Source organism: Achromobacter dolens, from assembly GCF_902859745.1.
Classification (GTDB): Bacteria; Pseudomonadota; Gammaproteobacteria; order Burkholderiales; family Burkholderiaceae_B; genus Achromobacter; species Achromobacter dolens.
In genome coordinates, this window is sequence record NZ_CADIJW010000037.1 from 18,009 (window position 1) to 34,960 (window position 16,952).

Consider the following 16,952-nt stretch of genomic DNA (forward strand, 5'->3'; position numbering starts at 1 on the left):
GCGCGGTTCAGCTATTGCGGGTGGACTTGACGATGGTCATGGCCGAGGCAATCATGCCGCCCACGTCCGACAGGTTGGCCGGCAGGATCAGCGTGTTGCCTTCCTTGGCCACGTTGCCGAAGGCCTCGACGTAGCGCTCGGCCACCTTCAGGTTGACCGCTTCCATGCCGCCGGGCTGGCGCACGGCGTCGGCCACCTGCGTGATGGCCTTGGCGGTGGCTTCGGCGATCGCCAGCACCGCCGCGGCCTCGCCCTGGGCCTGGTTGATCTGGGCCTGCTTCTCGCCTTCCGAACGGGCGATGGCCGCTTCGCGTTCGCCCGTGGCGATGTTGATCTGTTCCTGGCGGCGGCCTTCCGAGGCCGCGATCAGCGCGCGCTTCTCGCGCTCGGCGGTGATCTGCGCCTGCATCGAGCGCAGGATCTCGTTGGGCGGGGTCAGGTCCTTGATCTCATAGCGCAGCACCTTCACGCCCCAGTTCAGCGCCGCCTCGTCCAGCGACGACACGATGGTGCTGTTGATGGCGTCGCGTTCCTCGAAGGTGCGGTCCAGTTCCATCTTGCCGATCACCGAGCGCAGCGTGGTCTGCGCCAGTTGCGTGATGGCCGAGATGTAATTGGACGAACCGTACGACGCGCGCATCGGGTCGGTCACCTGGAAGTAAAGCACGCCGTCCACCTGCAGTTGGGTGTTGTCGCGCGTGATGCAGACCTGGCTCGGCACGTCCAGCGGGATTTCCTTGAGCGAATGCTTGTACGACACGCGCTCGATGAACGGGATCACGAAGCCGGCGCCCGGCGACAGTACGCGGTCGAACTTGCCCAGACGCTCGACCACCCAGGCGTGCTGCTGGGGGACGATGGCGATTGCCTTGATGACGATCAGGATCGCCAGTGCGACGATAACGAGCAGGACGATAGTGGAAGTGTCCATCATGGTGTAGTGCCTCTTCTGGGGTGAATGCGGTGACGCGCCTGCCCGCGATAGCCAGGGCGCCTGCTGCGGCCGGCCCGTCTGCGCGGGTCCGGGTCCTGCCTTGGAACGGGCCGGCGCGCAAAGGCAAGGAGCCTTCCACGCCGCCACGCCCTAGCGCGTGGCGCCGGTCGCGTCCCCCTTCGGAGTCAGGACCAGGCGCGTGCCGCGCATTTCGGTGATGATGTGTTCGCCGCCGTGGGCCGGCTGTCCCTCGGCCAGTTCCGCCTGCCAGTGCGCGCCGCGGTACCAGACGCGCGCGGTGCCGTCCTGGCTCCAGGCTTCCACCTTGACGGTCTGGCCGATGTCCAGGTTGACGTCGGCGTTGCGCGAGGCGTCGACCTCGCGCTTTTTCAGGACGCGCGTCTTGCGCAGCACCAGCAGGCCCAGCAGCAGCACGACGCCACACGCCACCAGTTGCCATTCCAGGCCCGCCAGCAGCCAGGCGGCGACGCCCCCCGCGGCCAATCCCAGCGCCACCAATAGCAGGTAGAAGGTTCCTGTCGCCAGTTCGCCGATGAGCGCCAGCGCGGCCAGCCCTAACCAAATCCACATAGTTACGTTTGCCTGAAAGGATGAGTCGGTCAGCGGATTGTACGTATTTCCATGACGCCGCGGTGACGCCCCCGCCCACCTCGGACAATCGCCTGGATTATGATGTGCGCTGGCTGCCGTCCCCGGCCGCTGGCATTTACCACGCATACACCCCCAATGACCGCTGCAATCTCCCCCGCCCGTCCCGTCCTCATCCTGCACACGGGCGACCCGGACGATACGCTCAAGAGCCAGTTCGGCGGCTATGCCGAACAGTTGGCGCGGGCCTCCGGCCTGGCGCCCGACGCCCTCGAAGTGGTCGCCGTCCACGCCGGCGAACGGCCGCGCGCGCCGGACCAGTACCGCGCCGCCCTGATCACCGGGTCGCCGGCCATGGTCACCGACCTGGAACCCTGGAGCGAAGACACCGCCGCCTGGTTGCGCGAAGCCGCCGCGGCCGGCCTGCCGATGTTCGGCATCTGCTACGGCCACCAGCTCCTGGCGCACGCCCTGGGCGGCAAGGTGGGCTACAACCCCGCCGGCCGCGAAGTCGGCACCCAGACGGTCGAACTGCTGCCCGCCGCCGCTGGCGACAAACTGCTGGCCGGCCTGCCGCCCACCTTCCCGGCCCAGATGCTGCATGCGCAGACCGTGCTGCAGTTGCCGCCCGGCGCCGCCGTGCTGGCGCGTTCCGACCTGGACCCGCACCAGATGATCCGCATCGGCCGCAACGTCTTCTCGACCCAGTTCCACCCCGAATTCGGCCCCGATTTCGTGCGCGCCCATCTCGAACGCTTCGGCCGCCGCTACGCCGCCGAAAACCTCGATGTGCCCGGCCTGTCCGCCAACGTGCGCGCCACCCCGGTGTCGGGCGAACTGGTGCGCCGCTTCCTGGACGCCTACGCGCCCGCCTGAGGCCCCGGCCAGGGGAGCAGGCCGCCCCCGGCAACAACCGGAGTGCAGCGCGGGCAGGCCTTTGAGAACATGGTCGAAAGCGCGCAAACCGGCGCGCCCCCGGAGCCCGACATGACCCACGCCGTCCCCTTGAGCAAACAGCACGCCGCCGCCGTCGAACGCGCCTGCCGGGCGCTGGAGGCCGAGCAGCCGCCGGACCTGAACACGCTGGCCGAACAGGCCGGCATGAGCCGCTTCCATTTCCACCGCATCTTCAAGGCGGCCACCGGCATCACGCCCAAGGCCTACGCCAACGCGCTGCGCGCCGACCGCGCCCGCCAGCAACTGCGCCAGAGCGCCAGCGTCACCGACGCCATGTACGGCGCCGGCTTCAACTCCAGCGGCCGCTTCTACGAGGCGGCGCCTGCCATCCTTGGCATGACGCCCACCGCCTTCCGCAAGGACGGCGAAGGCGTCGAAATCCGCTTCGCCGTGGGCCAGTGCGCGCTGGGCGCCCTGCTGGTGGCGGCCAGCGACACCGGCATCTGCGAAATCGCGCTGCACGAAGACCCCGAACAACTGGTGCGCAACCTGCAGGACCGCTTCAAGGCCGCCCGGCTGATCGGCGCCGACCGCGAATTCGAGCAATGGATGGCGGCGGTGGTCGGTTTCGTCGAGAATCCCGCGGTGGGCCTGCACCTGCCGCTGGACGTGCGCGGCACCGCGTTCCAGCGCCGCGTCTGGGAAGCGCTGCGCGAGATCCCCGTCGGCACCACCGCCACCTACACCGACATCGCCGAACGCATCGGCTCGCCGCGCTCGGTGCGCGCGGTGGCGCGCGCCTGCGCCACCAACAACATCGCGCTGGCGATTCCCTGCCACCGCGTGGTGCGCACCGACGGCTCGCTGGCCGGCTACCGCTGGGGCATCGAACGCAAGCGCGAACTGATCGAGCGCGAGGCCAAGGCGGCCTGATTCCAGGGCGCGCCGCCACGCGGCGCGGTCGGCCGCGGCGCCCTCCTCTTCCAACGCCGCGCGCGCCAGGCGCAAGCCTCGCACGCGCCACCGCCTGCCCCAGGCGACGTTTTCACCTTGGGACGGCCCGATGGCAAAAAAAAACCCGCGCCATCCGTGGCGCGGGTTTTTTGCATGCGGACCGGCGATTACTTCGCCAGGCGCTGCCAGGTGTCGACCACCGTGTCCGGGTTCAGCGACATCGACAGGATGCCTTCGTCCTTGAGCCACTGCGCGAAGTCCGGGTGATCGCTGGGGCCCTGGCCGCAGATGCCGACGTACTTGTTGGCGGCCAGGCAAGCCTTGATCGCGCGGCGCAGCATGAACTTGACGGCGTCGTCGCGTTCGTCGAAATCGGCCGCCAGCAGTTCCATGCCGGAGTCGCGGTCCAGGCCCAGGGTCAACTGGGTCATGTCGTTCGAACCGATCGAGAAGCCGTCGAAGTACTGCAGGAACTCGTCGGCCAGGATGGCGTTGGACGGCACTTCGCACATCATGATCAGCTTCAGGCCGTTCTCGCCGCGCGCCAGGCCGTGCTTGGCGAGCAGGTTGACCACCTTTTCCGCCTGGCCCAGGGTGCGCACGAACGGCACCATGATCTCGACGTTGGTCAGGCCCATGTCATCGCGCACCTTCTTGAGCGCTTCGCATTCCATGCGGAAGCACTCGGCGAAGTCGTCGGCGATGTAGCGCGAGGCGCCGCGGAAGCCCAGCATCGGGTTCTCTTCCTCGGGCTCGTAGCGCGAACCGCCGACCAGCTTGCGGTACTCGTTGGACTTGAAGTCCGACATGCGCACGATCACGGGCTTCGGGTAGAAGGCCGCCGCGATGGTGGCCACGCCTTCGGCCATCTTCTCGACGAAAAAGGCGCGCGGGCTGGCATGGCCGCGGGCGGCCGATTCCACGGCCTTCTTCAGCTCGCCGTCGACGTTCGGATAGTCCAGCACCGCCTTCGGGTGGATGCCGATGTTGTTGTTGATGATGAATTCCAGGCGCGCCAAACCGACGCCGCCGTTGGGGATCTGGGCGAAGTCGAACGCCAACTGGGGGTTGCCCACGTTCATCATGATCTTCAGGTCGATGGCGGGCATCTCGCCGCGGCGCACTTCCTCGACCTCGGTCTCGATCAGGCCGTCATAGATGCGGCCTTCGTCGCCCTCGGCGCAAGACACGGTCACGGCCTGGCCTTCCTTGAGCACGTCGGTGGCGTTGCCGCAGCCCACCACGGCCGGAATGCCGAGTTCGCGCGCGATGATGGCCGCGTGGCAGGTACGGCCGCCACGGTTGGTCACGATCGCCGAGGCGCGCTTCATGACGGGTTCCCAGTTGGGGTCGGTCATGTCGGTGACCAGCACGTCGCCGGGCTGCACCTTGTCCATGTCGGAGATGTCGCCGACCACGCGCACCGGGCCCGAGCCGATCTTCTGGCCAATGGCGCGGCCGGTGATCAGGACCTGGCCGGTGGCCTTCAGGCGGTAGCGCTGCTGCACGTCGTTGGCGCCCTGCTGCGACTTCACCGTTTCCGGACGCGCCTGCAGGATGTAGATCTTGCCGTCGACGCCGTCGCGGCCCCACTCGATGTCCATCGGGCGGCCATAGTGCTTCTCGATGATGACGGCGTAGCGGGCCAGCTCGATGACCTCGTCGTCGGTCAGCGAGTAGCGGTTGCGCTCGGACACCGGCACGTCGACCGTGCGCACGGCGCGGCCTTCCGGACGCTCGGGGTCGAATTCCATCTTGATCAGCTTGGAACCGATGCGGCGGCCGACGATGGGGAAATGGCCCTGGGCCAGCGTGGGCTTGAAGACGTAGAACTCGTCGGGGTTGACGGCGCCCTGCACCACGGTTTCGCCCAGGCCGTACGACGAGGTGATGAACACCACGTCCTGGAAGCCCGATTCGGTGTCGATGGTGAACATCACGCCGGCGCTGCCCTTGTCCGAACGCACCATGCGCTGGATGCCGGCCGACAGGGCCACATCGGCGTGGGCATAGCCCTTGTGCACGCGGTAGGAGATGGCGCGGTCGTTGTAGAGCGAGGCGAACACGTGGCGGATCTTGTCCAGCACGTCGTCGATGCCGACCACGTTCAGGAAGGTTTCCTGCTGGCCGGCGAACGAAGCGTCGGGCAGGTCTTCGGCGGTGGCGGACGAGCGCACCGCGAACGAGCCCTTGCCATCGGCGTCGAGCTTGGCGAAGGCCTCGCGGATCTGCGCTTCGAATTCGGCCGAGAACGGCGCTTCGACGATCCATTGACGGATCTGCGCGCCGGCGTTGGCCAGCTCGCGCACGTCTTCGGGGTTCAGCGTGGTCAGGCGTTCGGCGATGCGCTTGTCCAGGCCCGAGGCCTTGAGAAAGTCACGGAAGGCGTCAGCGGTCGTGGCAAAGCCGCCCGGCACGCGGACACCCGCGCCAGACAACTGGCTGATCATTTCGCCTAGTGATGCGTTCTTGCCTCCTACCGAGTCCACGTCCGTCATGCGGAGCTGCTCGAACAAAACAACGTACGACATTGAAGTCACCTTTTACAATGGAATGAAAGCGAGTTTGGTCAATGCAGATTCGACGCCGGCTTACCGCCCGGATTTCGCCGATCCGCCTGCGCTGACCAAACTGGCCTTGGACCGCCCTTGGGGTGACTTATAGGGGCCTGATTGTACTCGGAGGAGCACATCCGGCCATCCGCCTGGTTGGAATTTTTACATATGACATCTACCCCGATCGTACGCACGGTATACATCGTTTCCGACAGTACCGGTATCACCGCGGAAACCTTCAGCCAGTCGGTGCTTTCCCAGTTCGAACAAGTCGATTTCAAGCCGGTGCGGCTGCCGTTTGTCGACACGCTGGAAAAAGCCGCCGAAGTGGCCATGCGCATCGACCGCAGCGCCCAGGAAGCCGGGGTGCCGCCGATCGTCTTCAGCACCCTGGTCAATCCCGACATCCTCGCCCGTGTTCGCCAGGCGAACGGCATTTTCCTCGACCTGTTCGGCACCTTCGTCAGCCACATCGAGCAGGCGCTGGGGCTCAAATCCAGCCATTCCATCGGCCGCTCGCACATGCAGGCCAATTCGGAAAAGTACCGCAACCGGATCGACGCCATCAACTTCAGTCTGGCGCACGACGACGGCCAGTTCGTCAACCAGCTCGACCAGGCCGATGTCATCCTGGTGGGCGTGTCGCGCTGCGGCAAGACTCCGACCAGCCTGTACCTGGCCATGCAGTACGCCATCAAGGCAGCCAACTTCCCGCTGACGCCGGACGATTTCGAGCGCGGCACCCTGCCCTCGACCATCGCGCCGCACCGCGCCAAGCTGTTCGGCCTGTCGATCCAGCCCGAGCGCCTGGCCGAAGTGCGCAACGAACGCCGTCCCAACAGCCGCTACGCGCAACTGGAGCAGTGCCGCTATGAAGTGGCCGAGGCCGAGCGCATGATGCGCCGCGAGGGTATCTCCTGGCTGTCCACCACCACCAAGTCGATCGAGGAGATCTCGACCACGGTGCTGCAGGAAGTCGGTCTGGATCGCGGCTGAAAATGACAGGGTCCGGCCATGGGCGCCGGCCCCCCTCCGTCGCGCAACCGGCGATCGCCGGCCGCGCGGGCCGTCACTGCCGCACCGCTCCAGGCAGGACGACGGGGCGGGACAGCTCGATGTAACTGCTGTCGGCCGGCAGGTAGAACCCCACCAGCTTGCCGGACGAGGCCACCAGATAGGCGTCCGTGCGGCGCGGCAAGGCAATCGCGAACGGACCGCCCAGCGGTCGGAACACGTCGCCCTGCACGATGGCGCCGGCCCGCCGCCATTGCGAGCCGGAAGGCAGCGTCACGGCGGCGTCGTTGGGCAGCTTCGCCACCACCTCACGCGACAATTGCAGCCGGCCGGCCGATTCGGTCATGTCGACCGGCACCAGACTGACCCGTTGCGGTGCGCCCGAGGCGCATCCGCCCAGCGCCAGCGCGCACAGGCAGGCGGCAAGCAATGACTGGCAGCGGGCGCGGCCTGGCAGGGAGTGAGCGACCGGCAATGACGCCATGGAACACCTAGGGAGCGGCAAAGCGTCGAGTATATGCCGGCCCGGCGCCCGCCTGGCGGGTCAGACACGCACCAATGCAGAATCAGCGCGCCGCGTCCGCCAGCGCCTGGCGGCGCTGCTCGAACAGGCAGATGGCGGCGGCGGCGCCCACATTGAGCGACTCGACCGCGGCCATGTCGTGGGGAATGCGCAGCCTGAGCCGCGCCGCCGCCAGCAACTCGGCCGCGACGCCCTGGCCCTCATGGCCGAAGACCCAGGCGCAACGCTCGGGCAGGCGCCCGGCATACAGGTCCTGGGCGCCTTCCAGCGCGGTCGCCACCAGCGGCACGCGCAACCGGGGCAGCAGCGCCTGCAGGTCCACGTGCTCGTGGATCGCCAGCGCGAAATGCGCCCCCTGGCCGCTGCGCAACACCTTGGGCGACCACGCGGCGGCCGTGCCGGTGGCCAGGAACACGCGCTTGACCCCGGCCGCGGCACAGGTGCGCAGCAAGGTACCGACATTGCCCGGGTCCTGGATGCGATCGAACAGCACGCAATTCTCGTCCACCGCCTCGGGCAGGGACGGCAACGGCGGCGTCACCACGAAGGCCACGCCCTGCCCGCTTTCCACGCTGGCCAGCGCCTGCATCAGGCGCGCGTCCAGCGCCAGGCAGCGGGCATCCGGCACGGCGGCCGCCAGCGCCGCGATATCGGGCTGCGACAGGCGGTCGACGTCGAAGATGGCCTGGTCCGGCGCGCCATGGTGCTGCAACCACGCCTGGCACAGGTGCACGCCGTCCAGCAGCACGGGCGCGCCGCGCTTGCCCGCAGTGCCGGCGAGCTTGACCAGCGCCTTGACCGCGGGATTGTCGCGGGAACTGATGTGTTTCATGAGACCAGGCCGAAGGCCTTGATGGGCGCGAAACTGCGGCGGTGCTCGACACAGGGACCGTGCTCGCGCAGCATCTGCAAGTGCAAGGCGGTGCCATAGCCCTTGTGCTGGTCGAACGCATACTGCGGGTACAGCGCATGCAGGCGCAGCAGATCGGCGTCGCGCGCGGTCTTGGCCAGGATCGACGCGGCGGAGATCGCCGGCACCAGGGCATCGCCCTTGATCACCGTCTGCACCGTGCAACCCAGCTTGGGGGCCTGGTTGCCATCCACCAGCGCCAACTGAGGCGCCGTCGACAGGCCCTCGACGGCGCGGCGCATCGCCAGCAGGGTGGCGCGCAGGATGTTCAGGCTGTCGATTTCGGCCACGCTGGCGCTGGCCACGCACCAGGCCAGCGCATGCGCCTGGATCTCGAGGGCCAGCGCCTCGCGCGTGGCGGCCTTCAGCACCTTGGAGTCGGCCAGGCCGTCGATGGGCCGCGCCGGATCCAGGATCACGGCGGCCGCGTATACCGCGCCCGCCAGCGGACCGCGGCCGGCTTCATCGACGCCGGCCGTCACCAGGGCCGGCTGCGCCGGCGCGGCAAACAGGTCAGGCTGCTCCACCGGCCACCTCCAGGATCGCCTGGGCCGCGAGCGCCGGCGTGTCGCGCAGCAGCTCCTGGTGCAGCGCCGTGAAGCGGGCCTCGATACGCGCCGCCAAGGCCTCGTCGGTCAACGCCGCCCAGGTGGCCTCGGCCAGCTTCTCCGGCGTGGCGTCGTCCTGCAACAGCTCGGGCACCGCGAAGTCGCGCAGCAGCACGTTGGGCAGCCCCACCCACGGCAGATAGGGCCGTTCCTGGCCGGACTTCCAGGCCATGATGCGACGCATCAGCGGCGACAGCACGTAGGAAATCACCATGGGCCGCTTGTACAGCGCGGTTTCCAAGGTGGCGGTGCCGCTGGCCACCAGCACCGCGGTGCTGGCTTCCATCACCGACCACGCCACCGGCGCCTGGCGATCGCCATCCGCGCCGTGCAGATCCTGCGCGGTCACGCAGCGCAACCCCGGCACGGGATACTTGGCCAGGATCGCCTGGAATTCGGCGCGGCGCTGGTCGTTGACCATCGGCACCACGCATTGCAGCGCCGGATCGCGCTTCTGCAGCATCTGCGCGGCCTGCAGGAAGCGCGGCGCCAGCAGGCGAATCTCGGACGAACGGCTACCCGGCAGGATCGCCAGCACGCGCGCGTCCTGGTCGATGCCCAGCCGCGCGCGCGCCGCCGCGCGGTCCGGCTGCATCGGCACCGCGCCGGCCAGCGGATGGCCGACATAGGTGACCGGAATGCCTTCCTTGCGGTAGATCTCTTCCTCGAACGGGAACAGCACCAGCATGTGCGACACCGATTCGCGGATCTTGTGGATGCGATCGTAGCGCCAGGCCCAGATCGAGGGGCCGACGAAATGGACGGTCGGCGTGCCGGCCTGGCGCAGTTGGTGTTCCAAACGCAAGTTGAAATCGGGCGCGTCGATGCCGACGAACACCGACGGCGGCTCGGCCAGCCAGCGACGCGACACGTCGCGATAGGTGCGCAGCAGACTGGGCAGACGCTTGAGCGCGTCGACGTAGCCGAACACCGTCAGCGCATGCATCGGATGCCAGGTATCGAAATCGCGGGCCTGCATCTGCGGGCCGCCGATGCCCTCGCACAGCACGCCCGGGGCGCGCTGCTGCAGACCGGCAATGATGCGGCCGGCCAGCAGATCGCCCGAGGGCTCGCCGGCCACCATGCCGATCCGCATGTTCATGGACGGATGATGCCGCGCGACGCGACGTCGAGGAAATCCAGCAGCGTCTGCAGATGCTCGGCGACTTCGGGCTCGGCCTGCTGGCGGGCGCGCAGTTCGGCCCGGGCCGTGTCCAGCGGCAAGCCGCGGCGATAGATGATCTTGTAGGCGTCGCGCAGCGCCGACACCTGGGCGGGCGTGAATCCGCGGCGCTTCAAGCCTTCGACGTTGATGCCGACCGGCCGGCATGGATTGCCCGCGGCCAGCACGAACGGCGGCGTGTCCTGCATCAGCGAGCTGTTGCCGCCGGTCATGCTGTGCGCGCCGATGCGCGAGAACTGGTGCACGCCGGTCAGGCCGCCCACGATGGCCCAGTCACCCACATGGACGTGGCCGCCCAGTTGCACGGAGTTGGCCAGGATGGTGTTGTTGCCCACGTGGCAATCGTGCGCGATGTGCACGTAGGCCATGATCCAGTTGTCATCGCCCAGCGTGGTGGCGCCGCCATCCTGCACCGTGCCGGTGTTCAGCGTGACGAATTCGCGCACCGTGTTGCGGTCGCCGATGATCAGCCGGGTCGGCTCGCCCTTGTACTTCTTGTCCTGCGGCATCCCGCCGATCGAGCAATACCGATAGAAGCGGTTGTCGCGTCCGATGGTGGTCACGCCATCGACCATGCAATACGGGCCGAGCTCGGTGCCGGCGCCGATCGTCACATCGGGGCCCACGACGCAGAACGCGCCGATGACCACGCTGGGGTCGATTTTCGCCGCCGGATCGACGACGGCGGTAGGATGGATGTTTCCTGCCATTTACTCTTCCAGGCTGCGGATCGCGCACATGAGCTTGGCCGACGCCACTTCCTGCCCGTCCACCGTGGCACGCGCTTGGTATTTACAGATGCTGCGGCTCAGGCGCTCGGCTTCGACCTCGATGCGCAACTGGTCGCCCGGCACCACCGGGCGGCGGAAACGCGCGCCGTCGATGCCCACCAGGTAGTACGCCGTCTTGGCGCCTTCGCACTTCAGGCCGCCGTTCTCGTCGGTGAACGAGAACAACGCCGAAGCCTGGGCCATGGCTTCCACGATGAGCACGCCCGGCATCACCGGATGGTGGGGAAAGTGACCGTTGAAAAACGGTTCATTGATCGAGACGTTCTTGATGGCGACGATGGATTTGCCGGGCACCATTTCGACGACGCGATCAATCAGCAGCATCGGGTAACGATGCGGCAGCCTCTCCATGATCCCCTTGATGTCGAGTTCCATTTTTCTGTGAATTCCTGCGTAATGAATTAAATCTGTCGGCGCCGCGAGCGCCAGGGCGGCATGGCGGCGCCCTAGTCTTTTTCCAGCGTCCGCAAGCGGCGGCGCAATTGCGCCAACTGTTGTATCACGGCGGCGTTGCGCTGCCATTCGCCATGTTCCGCATACGGGTACACCCCGGTATAGCGGCCAGGCTTGGAAATATTGGACGTCACCGCGGTGCCGCCCGAAATGTGTACGTCGTCGCCCAGCGTCAGGTGCCCTGACAGCATGGCCGCGCCGCCGATGGTGCAGCGCTCGCCGATGGTCGTGGACCCCGCCACGCCGACGCACGCCGCGATCGCGGTGTAGGCGCCGATACGGCAGTTGTGGGCCACCATGATCTGGTTGTCGAGCTTGACGCCATTGCCCACGACGGTGTCTTCGAGCGCGCCGCGGTCGATGGTCGTATTGGCCCCGATTTCGACGTCGTCGCCCACCGTCACCCCGCCCAACTGGGGAATCTTGCCCCAGGCGCCCTTGCCCAGCGACGGATCCGGCGCGAAACCGAAGCCGTCTGCGCCGAGCACCGCGCCGCTGTGGATGATGGCGCGCGCGCCGATCTTGACGCCTTCGTACAGCGTGACATGCGCATGCAGGCGGCTGTCCGGGCCGATCGACGAGCCAACGCCGATGACGCAGCCAGCGCCCAGCACGCTGCCGCGGCCGATGCGCGCGCCTGATTCGATCACGCAATTCGGACCGATACGCACGTCTTCCTCGATGTGCGCATCAGGCGCGACCACGGCCGAGGGATGCGTGAACGCGGGCAGGGCCGGACGCCGCGCGGCGTCGAACCACTGCGCCACGCGGGCGTAAAGCAGATACGGATGCTTGCAGACGACCAGCGTGAAACGCGGCCGATCGGCGCCGGCGGCTTCCAGCGTCTCGGCCACGTCGGCCGAGACGATCACCGCCCCCGCCTGCGTGGCGGCGAGCTGGCTCTGGTACTTGGGATTGGCCAGGAAACTGATCTCATGGCCGCTGGCCGAAGCCAGGGTGCCGATGCCGCAGACCCGCAAGGGGTCTGCGCCGGCGGGCGCGCTGATGCGCCAGTCCATGCCCTGGGTATTGGCGGCGCTCAACAGCGCTTCGAGCGTCGGCGCGCGGGCAAGATCCAGTAGAACCGGCATACGGCGACTGCAGCTTACTTGCCCAGGCTCTGGATCACCTTGTCGGTGATGTCGATGCGCGGGTTGACCGTGACGGCGTCCTGGATGATCAGGTCGTAGTTTTCCTGTTCAGCGATACGCTTGATGGCCTCGTTGGCCTTCGTCACGATGCTGGAAAACTCTTCGTTGCGGCGGCGGTTGAAGTCTTCCTGGAATTCGCGGCGCTTGCGCTGCAGGTCGGTATCCAGGTTCGACAGCTCCCGCTGGCGCTTGACGCGGTCGGACTCGGACAGCACGGGCGCATCCTTGTCGAACTTCTCGGCTTGCGAACGCAGGCTGGAGTTCAGACGCTGCAGTTCGTCGTCACGCTTCTTGAATTCGGCTTCGATCTTGCTTTGCGCCGTCTTGGCCGGACCGGATTCACGCAGGATCCGCTCGGTGTTGACGAAGCCGATCTTGGTGTTCTGAGCCTGAGCGGGCACCGCCGCGACGGAACCGAGAATGAGCGCACCCACCAGGGCAATGGAGCCGCCCAGCTTGCCACGACGATTAACGCGCGGCGAATTCGATGATTTAAGTGCGAAGTCAGACATCATGAAAATCTCACCTTCCAGTAAGGCAAAGCCAAAGTATGTATTGTGCCACTAAACGACAAGGGAGCCGGGCCAGGAGGCCTCTCCCTTGTTTTCAAGCGTAACGCCAGCGCTTAGAACCCGGTTCCGATCTGGAACTGGAAGCTCTGCTTGTCGTCGCCCGGCTTGGCATTGAGCGGACGCGCGTACGACAGTTGCAGCGGGCCCATCGGCGACTGCCACGACAGGCCGATACCTGCCGAGAAACGCCAGCCGCAAGGATCGTCGACCTCGCTGCCCGGCTTGCCGTTGGTGCACGACAGGCCGCTGCCCGCGCCCACCTGGCCCGCATCGCTGAAGATGAACCAGCGCAGCGTGCGGTCCTTGGACGCGCCCGGGAACGGCAGGTACAACTGCGCGTTCGCCACGATGCGGCGCGAACCGCCCAGGTAGTCGCCCGTGACCGGGTCGCGCGGACCCAGCGACGAACCTTCGTAGCCGCGCACCGTGCCAATACCGCCGGCGTACACGTCCTTGATGATCGGGTAGTCCTTGCCGCCGTAGCTCTGGCCCCAGTCGACCATGCCGTTCAGCGCCAGGGTGTACGAATTGCCCAGCGGGATGAAGTACTGCTGCTGACCGGTGAGCATGTAGTACTTCAGGTCGACCGTCGAGAAGTCGCTCTTCAAGCGGGTGTACGAACCCTTGGTCGGCGCCAGGGCGCTGTCGCGGGTGTCGTTGGACCAGCCGGCGGTGAAGATCACCGAGTTGGTCGCATCGCCGTACTGGTCGACGAACTTGCGGTAGGCCAGCGGCGAATTCGAGAACAGATCGATCTGGTTGCGCTCGAGGTTGGCGCCCAGGAAGATCCGGTCGTACTCGGAGATCGGCACGCCGAAGTTCATGCCCAGGCCCATGGACTTGACGCGGTAGTCGCCGTCGTTGTTGTTCCAGGGCTCGGTCACGCGGTAGTAAGCGGACGTGGTGCGGCTGATGCCGTCCTTGGTCCAGTACGGGTCGGTGTGCGACAGCACCACCGCGCGGTTGCTCTTGCTGGTGTTCAGTTGCAGCGTGAGGTTGGTGCCGCTGCCGAACACGTTGTCTTCGCTGATGCCGGCCGACAGGATCGCCTTTTCGGACGAACCGTAGCCCACGCCCAGGTTGATCATGCCGGTGGGCTTTTCCTTCACGTCGACGTTGACGTCGACCTGGTCGGGCGAGCCCGGCACCGGATCGGTCTTGACGTTGACGTCGCTGAAGTAGCCCAGGCGGTCGACGCGGTCGCGCGAGGTCTTGATGTCCTTGGCGTCGTACCAGGCGGCTTCCTGCTGGCGCATTTCGCGGCGCACGACTTCGTCGCGCGTGCGGGTGTTGCCGCCGATCTGGATGCGGCGCACGTAAACGCGGCGGCTCGGATCGACGTAGAACGTCAGGTCGGCCTCGTGCTTGGCGCGGTCGAGCTGCGGGTTCGGGTTGACGTTGGCGAAGGCGTAGCCCAGTTCACCCAGGTAGTCGGTGATGGCCTTGGCCGAATCGTTGGCCTTGGCCGCCGAGAACGTTTCGTCGGGCTTGATCTTGACCAGGTTGTTGATTTCCTGGTCCAGGCCGATCAGATTGCCCGCCAGTTTGACGCTGCGCACCTTGTACGGCTCGCCTTCATGGACCGTGATGGTGATGCGGATGTCCTTGCGGTCGGGCGAGATCGTCACCTGGGGCGGCTCGACCGTGAATTCCAGGTAGCCGCGGTCCAGGTAGAACGAACGCAGGCGTTCGAGGTCGCCTTCGAGCTTTTCCCGCGAGTACTTGTCGGTATCGGTGTACCAGGTCAGCCAGCCCGGCGTGGTCAGCTTGAATTCGTCGAGCAGGTCGCTTTCCGAGAAGGCCTTGTTGCCGACGAAGCGGATTTCCTGGATGCGGGCGACCGAGCCTTCGAACACGTCGAAGCTCACGCCAACGCGGTTGCGCGGCAGCGGCGTGACTGTGGAGGTGACCTCGACGCCGTACTTGCCCTTGGACAGATACTGCTGCTTGAGTTCGTATTCGGCGCGCTCGAGCATCGAGCGGTCGAAAATCCGGCCTTCGGCGAAACCCACCTGCCCCAGCGACTTGGTAATGGCCTTGGAATCGAACTCACGCATGCCGTTGAAATTCACGGATGCAATCGTCGGACGCTCCTGGACCACCACGACCACGACATTATTGTCGGTCTGGATCTGCACGTCGGTGAAAAATCCCGTGCCGTACAGGCGGCGAACGGCCTCGGTGGCCTCTTCCTCGGTGAATTTCTCACCGACCTTGACGGGCAGATAACCGAAGACGGTGCCGGCGTCGGTTCGCTGGATCCCCTCTACGCGGATATCCCGCACGACAAAAGGGTCGAAGGCGTGAGCCATGCCTGGCAGCAGCAATGCGGCGATCAGACTCGGCACTACGCCCGGCAGTACACCCTTTTTGTGATGAAACATCCGGCGAAAAGACATCCTTGAGTATCCTCGGTCGTGCAAATGGCGGGGGATTTTATGCTAATTGGCGCTTAAGTGAACAAGCGCGTGAAATCATTGAACAACGCAAGCCCCATCAGGCTTGCCAATAAACCAATGCCTGCGCGCTGTCCGATATCGATCCACCGTGCGGGCGGCGGACTGCCCCGCACAATTTCGACGAGATAGTACAGCAGATGGCCACCGTCCAGCATAGGAATGGGCAGCAAATTTAGTACGCCCAGGCTGATGCTGATCAACGCGATATAGGCGATATACGCAACAATGCCGATGCGGGCGGTCTGGCCGGCATAATCGGCGATCGTGACCGGGCCGCTGACATTGCGCCAGGAAACGTCCCCCGTGACCATGCGGCCCATCATGCGCAGCGAAAACAGGGCGGTGTCCCAGGTGCGGACGGCGCCGCGCCAGAGGCTGTCGAAGACGCCGTAGCGCACCGTCACCATGGGCACGTCGCCGCCTAGCTGGACGCCGAGCCGGCCGATGACCTGGCCGTTGACCGTTTCGGCGCGCGGCGTGACATTCACGGAAATCTGGGCGCCATCGCGCGCCACCGTCAGGGCCAGCGTCTTGCCCGCGCTGTCCTGGATCTGCTTTACCAGCGCGCCGGTGTCCGGCGTGGGCTGGCCATCGACGGCCAGGATCAGGTCGCCCGCGCGCAGGCCGGCCGCCTGCCCTTCGCCGCCATCGTTGACGACGCGCACGGCGGGCTTGGGTTGGGCCAGGCGGATGCCGGCGGCCAGCAGCGGATCGCCGCCGGCCGGATCCATGGCGTTGGCCGGCAGGGTCAGTTCCCGTTGCTGCGATGCACCACCGGGGGTGCCGACTTCGATCTGGGTGCGGCCGCCCGTGGCCATCACGTCCATCAGGCGCCAGCGGGCGTCCGACCACGACGCGACCTCCTGGCCGTCGATGGCCAGGATGCGGTCGCCCGCCACCAACCCGGCGCGCGCCGCGGGCGTATCGGCAGCGGGTTGGGCGATGACAGCCACCGGCTCCTCGGTGCCCGCCATGTTCAGGCCGGCATACAGGAAGACCGCGAGGATGAGATTGAAAATGGGACCGGCGGCAACGATCGCGATGCGCTTGCCGACCGATTTGTTGTTGAAGGCGCCTGCCGCTTCGGCCGGGCTGGCGCCCGCCGGGGCATCGTCCTGCATCTTGACATAGCCGCCCAGTGGCAAGGCCGACAGGGCCCATTCGGTGCCATGGCGATCGGTGCGGCGCAGGACCACCTTGCCGAAGCCGACCGAAAAGCGCAGCACCTTGACGCCGCACAGCCGCGCCACCCAATAGTGCCCCAACTCATGGAAAATGATCAGGGAGCCAAGCGCAACGGCAAAGGCCAGCAGGGTGAAAAGCATCGGGGTCAGGAAAT

16 protein-coding genes are annotated in these 16,952 nt (G+C 66.6%); 3 read left to right on the forward strand and 13 right to left on the reverse strand.

Features of this window, described 5'->3' with window-relative positions:
* Nucleotides 1-7 precede the first annotated feature (7 nt).
* Both HV783_RS21405 and HV783_RS21410 read right to left on the reverse strand, forming a co-directional pair.
* Nucleotides 8-934 (reverse strand): SPFH domain-containing protein, encoded by a 927-nt coding sequence (locus HV783_RS21405; protein ID WP_006385179.1) that lies wholly within the window; start codon nt 932-934, stop codon nt 8-10.
* A gap of 150 nt (nt 935-1,084) precedes the next feature.
* On the reverse strand, nt 1,085-1,525 hold the full coding sequence (locus HV783_RS21410; protein WP_006394517.1) for an NfeD family protein: 441 nt from the start codon (nt 1,523-1,525) through the stop codon (nt 1,085-1,087).
* Between the two features lie 156 nt (nt 1,526-1,681).
* On the opposite strand from HV783_RS21410, the gene HV783_RS21415 reads away from it, so the two are divergent.
* Both HV783_RS21415 and HV783_RS21420 read left to right on the forward strand, forming a co-directional pair.
* Nucleotides 1,682-2,419 (forward strand): glutamine amidotransferase, encoded by a 738-nt coding sequence (locus HV783_RS21415; protein ID WP_054502799.1) that lies wholly within the window; start codon nt 1,682-1,684, stop codon nt 2,417-2,419.
* A gap of 111 nt (nt 2,420-2,530) precedes the next feature.
* Entirely contained in the window at nt 2,531-3,373 is an 843-nt protein-coding gene (locus tag HV783_RS21420; protein ID WP_175189835.1) for a bifunctional transcriptional activator/DNA repair enzyme AdaA, read from the forward strand.
* 188 nt (nt 3,374-3,561) lie between these two features.
* Here the strand turns inward: HV783_RS21420 and ppsA are convergent, their stop codons facing one another.
* Nucleotides 3,562-5,925: a phosphoenolpyruvate synthase gene (gene ppsA / locus HV783_RS21425; protein ID WP_054502801.1), complete on the reverse strand. Its 2,364-nt coding sequence runs from the start codon at nt 5,923-5,925 to the stop codon at nt 3,562-3,564.
* A 192-nt stretch (nt 5,926-6,117) separates the two neighbouring features.
* Here ppsA and ppsR point away from each other — a divergent pair, with 192 nt between their 5' ends.
* Nucleotides 6,118-6,945 carry a posphoenolpyruvate synthetase regulatory kinase/phosphorylase PpsR gene (gene ppsR, locus HV783_RS21430; protein WP_054502802.1) on the forward strand — a complete coding sequence of 276 codons (828 nt, stop codon included), beginning with the start codon at nt 6,118-6,120 and terminating at the stop codon, nt 6,943-6,945.
* 73 nt (nt 6,946-7,018) lie between these two features.
* On the opposite strand, the gene HV783_RS21435 is transcribed toward ppsR, so the two are convergent.
* The 10 genes from HV783_RS21435 to rseP all read right to left on the reverse strand — a co-directional run bounded on the left by HV783_RS21435 (nt 7,019) and on the right by rseP (nt 16,938).
* The gene (locus tag HV783_RS21435) at nt 7,019-7,447 is read right to left on the reverse strand and encodes a hypothetical protein (protein WP_054502803.1); all 429 of its coding nucleotides are present in this window, start codon (nt 7,445-7,447) and stop codon (nt 7,019-7,021) included.
* An 82-nt stretch (nt 7,448-7,529) separates the two neighbouring features.
* A complete protein-coding gene (locus HV783_RS21440; RefSeq protein ID WP_116792287.1) occupies nt 7,530-8,318 on the reverse strand; it encodes a TrmH family RNA methyltransferase in 789 nt (262 codons plus the stop codon).
* Nucleotides 8,315-8,923 carry a ribonuclease HII gene (gene rnhB / locus HV783_RS21445; protein WP_054502805.1) on the reverse strand — a complete coding sequence of 203 codons (609 nt, stop codon included), beginning with the start codon at nt 8,921-8,923 and terminating at the stop codon, nt 8,315-8,317. The genes HV783_RS21440 and rnhB overlap by 4 nt, the downstream gene beginning before the upstream one ends.
* On the reverse strand, nt 8,910-10,106 hold the full coding sequence (gene lpxB, locus HV783_RS21450) for a lipid-A-disaccharide synthase (RefSeq protein WP_054502806.1): 1,197 nt from the start codon (nt 10,104-10,106) through the stop codon (nt 8,910-8,912). Before lpxB ends, rnhB begins: the two co-directional genes overlap by 14 nt.
* The gene (lpxA, locus tag HV783_RS21455; RefSeq protein WP_054502807.1) at nt 10,103-10,897 is read right to left on the reverse strand and encodes an acyl-ACP--UDP-N-acetylglucosamine O-acyltransferase; all 795 of its coding nucleotides are present in this window, start codon (nt 10,895-10,897) and stop codon (nt 10,103-10,105) included. Before lpxA ends, lpxB begins: the two co-directional genes overlap by 4 nt.
* A complete protein-coding gene (gene fabZ / locus HV783_RS21460; protein ID WP_006385190.1) occupies nt 10,898-11,353 on the reverse strand; it encodes a 3-hydroxyacyl-ACP dehydratase FabZ in 456 nt (151 codons plus the stop codon).
* 71 nt (nt 11,354-11,424) lie between these two features.
* On the reverse strand, nt 11,425-12,522 hold the full coding sequence (gene lpxD, locus HV783_RS21465) for a UDP-3-O-(3-hydroxymyristoyl)glucosamine N-acyltransferase (protein WP_144658125.1): 1,098 nt from the start codon (nt 12,520-12,522) through the stop codon (nt 11,425-11,427).
* A gap of 14 nt (nt 12,523-12,536) precedes the next feature.
* Nucleotides 12,537-13,097 (reverse strand): OmpH/Skp family outer membrane protein, encoded by a 561-nt coding sequence (locus HV783_RS21470; protein ID WP_054502809.1) that lies wholly within the window; start codon nt 13,095-13,097, stop codon nt 12,537-12,539.
* Nucleotides 13,098-13,207: 110 nt separating this feature from the next.
* Nucleotides 13,208-15,553 (reverse strand): outer membrane protein assembly factor BamA, encoded by a 2,346-nt coding sequence (gene bamA, locus HV783_RS21475; RefSeq protein WP_054502810.1) that lies wholly within the window; start codon nt 15,551-15,553, stop codon nt 13,208-13,210.
* Between the two features lie 53 nt (nt 15,554-15,606).
* A complete protein-coding gene (rseP, locus tag HV783_RS21480) occupies nt 15,607-16,938 on the reverse strand; it encodes an RIP metalloprotease RseP (protein WP_054502811.1) in 1,332 nt (443 codons plus the stop codon).
* Between the last annotated feature and the right edge of the window lie 14 nt (nt 16,939-16,952).

Coding starts and splice junctions, on each gene's coding strand:
- HV783_RS21405 (WP_006385179.1), bottom strand. CDS start 934: ATGATGGACACTTCCACTATCGTCCTGCTCGTTATCGTCGCACTGGCG.
- HV783_RS21410 (WP_006394517.1), bottom strand. CDS start 1,525: ATGTGGATTTGGTTAGGGCTGGCCGCGCTGGCGCTCATCGGCGAACTG.
- HV783_RS21415 (WP_054502799.1), top strand. CDS start 1,682: ATGACCGCTGCAATCTCCCCCGCCCGTCCCGTCCTCATCCTGCACACG.
- HV783_RS21420 (WP_175189835.1), top strand. CDS start 2,531: ATGACCCACGCCGTCCCCTTGAGCAAACAGCACGCCGCCGCCGTCGAA.
- ppsA (WP_054502801.1), bottom strand. CDS start 5,925: ATGTCGTACGTTGTTTTGTTCGAGCAGCTCCGCATGACGGACGTGGAC.
- ppsR (WP_054502802.1), top strand. CDS start 6,118: ATGACATCTACCCCGATCGTACGCACGGTATACATCGTTTCCGACAGT.
- HV783_RS21435 (WP_054502803.1), bottom strand. CDS start 7,447: ATGGCGTCATTGCCGGTCGCTCACTCCCTGCCAGGCCGCGCCCGCTGC.
- HV783_RS21440 (WP_116792287.1), bottom strand. CDS start 8,318: ATGAAACACATCAGTTCCCGCGACAATCCCGCGGTCAAGGCGCTGGTC.
- lpxB (WP_054502806.1), bottom strand. CDS start 10,106: ATGAACATGCGGATCGGCATGGTGGCCGGCGAGCCCTCGGGCGATCTG.
- lpxA (WP_054502807.1), bottom strand. CDS start 10,897: ATGGCAGGAAACATCCATCCTACCGCCGTCGTCGATCCGGCGGCGAAA.
- fabZ (WP_006385190.1), bottom strand. CDS start 11,353: ATGGAACTCGACATCAAGGGGATCATGGAGAGGCTGCCGCATCGTTAC.
- lpxD (WP_144658125.1), bottom strand. CDS start 12,522: ATGCCGGTTCTACTGGATCTTGCCCGCGCGCCGACGCTCGAAGCGCTG.
- HV783_RS21470 (WP_054502809.1), bottom strand. CDS start 13,097: ATGATGTCTGACTTCGCACTTAAATCATCGAATTCGCCGCGCGTTAAT.
- bamA (WP_054502810.1), bottom strand. CDS start 15,553: ATGTCTTTTCGCCGGATGTTTCATCACAAAAAGGGTGTACTGCCGGGC.
- rseP (WP_054502811.1), bottom strand. CDS start 16,938: ATGCTTTTCACCCTGCTGGCCTTTGCCGTTGCGCTTGGCTCCCTGATC.